The 4,216-nt window shown below is 64.6% G+C and carries 3 protein-coding genes and 1 pseudogene; all 4 read left to right on the forward strand.

Translation table 11 applies throughout. The features are described 5' to 3' along the window. Positions 1–206: pseudogene (locus HP499_RS21425) on the forward strand (hypothetical protein); the annotation flags it as partial. Then, the gene (locus tag HP499_RS21430) at positions 199–1,107 is read left to right on the forward strand and encodes a Rossmann-like and DUF2520 domain-containing protein (RefSeq protein ID WP_172326131.1); all 909 of its coding nucleotides are present in this window, start codon (positions 199–201) and stop codon (positions 1,105–1,107) included. The pseudogene HP499_RS21425 and the gene HP499_RS21430, both read left to right, overlap by 8 nt. A gap of 5 nt (positions 1,108–1,112) precedes the next feature. Further along, a complete protein-coding gene (gene panC / locus HP499_RS21435; protein ID WP_172326132.1) occupies positions 1,113–2,015 on the forward strand; it encodes a pantoate--beta-alanine ligase in 903 nt (300 codons plus the stop codon). Between the two features lie 105 nt (positions 2,016–2,120). After that, positions 2,121–3,638, forward strand: a complete 1,518-nt coding sequence (locus HP499_RS21440) for a DHA2 family efflux MFS transporter permease subunit (RefSeq protein WP_172326133.1) — start codon at positions 2,121–2,123, stop codon at positions 3,636–3,638. The last annotated feature ends 578 nt before the right edge of the window (positions 3,639–4,216 follow it).

Below are 4,216 nucleotides of genomic sequence, written 5' to 3' on the forward strand. Positions count from 1 at the left end.
CCACCGCCGGCCCTGTTTCTCCCCGGGTTTTCCAAGCCGATGTCCGGCAGGCAGTGGAGCTCTTCGACCAGCAGGCCGCCCGCGCCCGCGAAGCCCGGAAGCGGCAGACCAGCGAGCAATGGCTGGCGCAGGTGGCACCGCAGGAACAACCCCACACATCACCACCCCCCACGTCACCACCCCAGGAGGAACGCCACGATGGCTAGGCCAGGACGACTCGGAGTCGGAATCATCGGCGCCGGCAAGGTGGGCGCCGTATTGGGTGCCGCATTGCGCGCTGCCGAGCACGCCGTCGTCGGGGTTTCCGCAGTGTCGGAGGCGAGCCGCGAGCGAGCCGAAAACCTGCTTCCCGGTGTCCCGGTCCTGGAGATCCAGGACATCGTGGAGCGCTCGGAGCTGGTGCTGTTGGCAGTCCCGGACGATGCCCTTGGCGAGTTGGTGGCAGGGCTCGCCAAACTGGGAGCCTGGCAGCCCGGCCAACTTGTGGCGCACACCTCCGGGCGGTTCGGCGTCGGAATCCTGAATCCTGTCCGGGCGGCGGGTGCGATCCCGTTGGCGCTCCATCCCGCCATGACGTTTACGGGCATGAGCCTGGACCTGACCCGGCTTATGGATTGCACCTTTGGTGTCACAGCCGATGCTGCGATGCTGCCGATCGCCCAGGCCCTGGTGGTCGAGATGGGCGCAGAGCCTGTGGTGATTGCCGAGGGCGACCGCACCCTCTACCACGCATCCTTGGCGCACAGTTCCAACCACATGGTCACGCTGGTGGCCCAGGCTTCGCAGATGCTTCGGGAGATCGGCGTCGATTCCCCGGAGTCGATGCTGGGCCCCTTGCTGCGGGCAACCCTGGAGAACGCCCTCGCGTCCGGAGAGTCGGCGCTGACAGGTCCGGTTGCGCGCGGGGATGTGGGCACCGTTTCGGCGCACGCGCAGGCGCTGAAAGAGTACGACGGCGGTGCGGGCGGCGACGTTCTTGCGGCCTACCAGGCCATGGCACGGGCCACGGCGCGCAGGGCGGGAAACCGCGGATTGCTGCGTCCCGAACAACTCAATGAGATCGACGAGGCGTTGGGCAACGACCCCAAGTCGCCGGAAGGACACTGAACGGCATGGCCATCAAACTCGTAACCACCGCGACGGAACTGCGGGCGGAGAGCGCCAGGCTCCTGGCCGCCAAAGGTGGAAATTCGCAGGGATTGGTGCCCACCATGGGTGCCCTGCACTCGGGCCATGCGGCTCTTGCGCGGACGGCCGTGGCCGAGAACGACGTCGTGGTGGCCACCATTTTCGTAAATCCGCTTCAGTTCGGCGATGCCGTTGACTTGGACCGCTACCCGCGTACGCTCGACGCCGATATGGCCCTGCTGGATGCTGAAGGCGTGGACCTGGTTTTCGCGCCGTCCGTTGACGAGGTTTACCCCGGCGGCCAGCCGCTGGTTCGCGTAACCTCCGGACCACTGGGCGAAAAGTGGGAGGGCGCCTCGCGCCCCGGCCACTTCGACGGAGCCCTCACGGTGGTGGCCAAGCTGCTGCACTACGGGCTTCCCGGAGGTGCTGCAGCGGACGGCACGACGGCGGCCTACCGGGCTTACTTCGGACAGAAGGACGCGCAGCAGTTGGCTTTGGTGAAGCGGATGGTCGCAGACCTGAACTTTCCGGTCGAGATAGTTCCCGTGCCCATTGTCCGGGGTGAAGACGGCCTGGCGCTCTCGAGCCGCAACAGGTTCCTTTCCGAGGAGGAACGCGAGGCTGCCCTCGTCCTTTCGCGGGCTTTGCGCCTTATTGAGTCCCGCGCAAACGCGCACGAACCGCTTGACCTCGACTCCGCCGTCGCGCTTGTTGAATCCCAGCCACTGGTGGAACTGGACTATTTCGACGTCGTCGATCCCGTCACGCTGGAGCCGCTCGCCGAGAACTGCAAGGAGACACCGTTCCGCGGGGAAGGGCTGGCGATTATCGCGGCCAAGGTGGGGCCGGTGCGGCTGATCGACAACGCCCCGTTGTTCTCCTAGCGTTTGGAATTTTTCTGCTGACGGGAATTGGATGGGCGCTTAGACTGTTCTAGTCTTCACCGGCATCGATCGCCGGACACCACAACCAACCCTTGGGGAATCCTCATGTCTACCGACGTCACGTCCGACGCCAACGGCAAGCCTGAATCCGGCGCTTCCGGCACTGTCATTTCTGCAGAGGCCGCAGCCCCGCAGGCTCCGGTGTCACCGGCACCCGCGCCGCAGGCTCCAGTGTCCGGGAAGATGTCACGTGAATCCGTGACCGTCATTGTCACGCTGCTGGTAGCAACGTTCGTGGTGATCCTCAACGAGACCATCATGAACGTCGCCCTCCAGCGGCTCATGACTGACCTCCAGGTCAGTGCGTCCACTGTGCAGTGGCTGGCTACCGGCTTCATGCTGACCATGGCCGTTGTCATTCCCACTACCGGGTTCATCCTTCAACGGATGAGCACCCGCGGGGCGTTCATGCTGGCCATGGGACTGTTCAGTGGCGGAACGCTGCTGGCCGCGTTGGCGCCGGGCTTCCTTGTGCTGTTGCTGGCGCGCATTGTCCAGGCCGGCGGCACTGCCATCATGCTCCCGTTGCTGATGACCACCATCCTTACCTTGGTGCCCATGTCCAAACGCGGTGCCGTCATGGGCAACGTCAGCATTGCCATCTCCGTTGCTCCGGCCATGGGCCCCACCGTTTCCGGCATCATCCTGGACCACTTCTCCTGGCGCTTCATGTTCGTGTTCGTGCTGCCTGTTGCCTTGGCCGCCTTTGCAATCGGAGCCAAGTACCTCACCAATGTGGGGGAGCGCGAGAAGACCACGTTGGATGTGCCTTCAGTGATCCTCACCGTCCCTGCCTTCGGTGGACTGGTGTACGGCCTGAGCCAGATTGGCGGCGCCGAGGCCGGCGTCGTTCCCGTCATTGCGCTGGTGGTGGGCGTTCTCTGCCTGGCCCTGTTTGTTTTCCGCCAGCTCGGGCTCCAGAAGTCCGACGCCCCGCTGTTGGATCTTCGCGCCTTCAAGTTCCGCATGTTCACGGTGTCCACACTGCTGATGGTCGTCGCCATGATGGCCCTGTTCGGCGGTGTGATCCTGTTGCCGTTGTACCTGCAGAACACCTTGAACCTGCAGCCGTTGGAGACCGGACTGGCGCTGCTGCCCGGTGGTTTGGCCATGGGCTTGCTGGGGCCTGTCATTGGCCGGATCTTCGACAAAGTCGGCCCGCTCCCGCTCACCGTCACGGGTTCTGTGCTGATGGTCCTCACCCTGTGGCAATTCTCGCGCCTGGACGAAGCAAGTTCGCTCGGCTGGGTCATTGCCCTGCACGTCACCCTGAGCCTCGGCCTGGCATTGTTGTTCACGCCAGCATTCACCACTGGCCTCAACCCGTTGCCGCCGCACCTTTACTCCCACGGTTCGGCAATCATCAGTACCGCGCAACAGGTTGCCGGTGCAGCCGGGACGGCGCTGCTCGTGTCCATCTACGCTGTGGTTTCTGCGTCCTCCAACGAGGTAGCCGGCATGCAGGCTGCATTCATGGCAGCCACGGTGATCGCGATTGCTGCCGTGGTGCTCGGTGCCATGATGCGCAAGACCAACGGCGCCGGCGGACACGGCGGCCACTAACCTCCCCCTCCTCCTTCCGACGCTCTGCCACATCCCTCGGGTTTGGCCGCAACGCTCTCTCACTTTTGTGGGGGAGCGTTGGTGTTTAAGGGCAAGGGCCAAGGGCAAGTGGCAGGGGACAAGGGGCAAGTGGCAAGTGGCAAGTGGCAGGGGACAAGGGCAAGGAGCAGGCTGCGGGTGTGAGTGGGTGCGGGTGTGAGTGGGCGCGAGTGGGCGTGGTTGCTGGCTGGTCCGGCGATAGTGGCGAGTGGGGCGGTGGTCGTTTTCGGGGCGCTGCTCTTTCGTGGCGTTGGCGCGCGCTGCCGGAAGCCGGCCGCTCCCTTCTGACGCTCTATCACTTCCCTCGGGCTTGAGGCGGACGCTCTTTCAGGTCCCTCGGGTTTGAGGCGGATGCTCTTTCAGGTCCCTCGGGTTTGGCGGCATCGCTGTTTCATTATGGGTGGGGGGCGTTGCTGCCCTGGGGGTTCGACGGCGGTGGTTGCTGTTGGGTGGTGTCGGTGGCCGGGTTGGGTGGTTGGGGGTTGTGACGGGCTTCACTGTGGCTTGTGGTTGTTGTTTGGTGGGGTTTTGGGGGGGTT

Source organism: Paenarthrobacter sp. CM16, from assembly GCF_013179505.1.
Classification (GTDB): domain Bacteria; phylum Actinomycetota; class Actinomycetes; order Actinomycetales; family Micrococcaceae; genus Arthrobacter.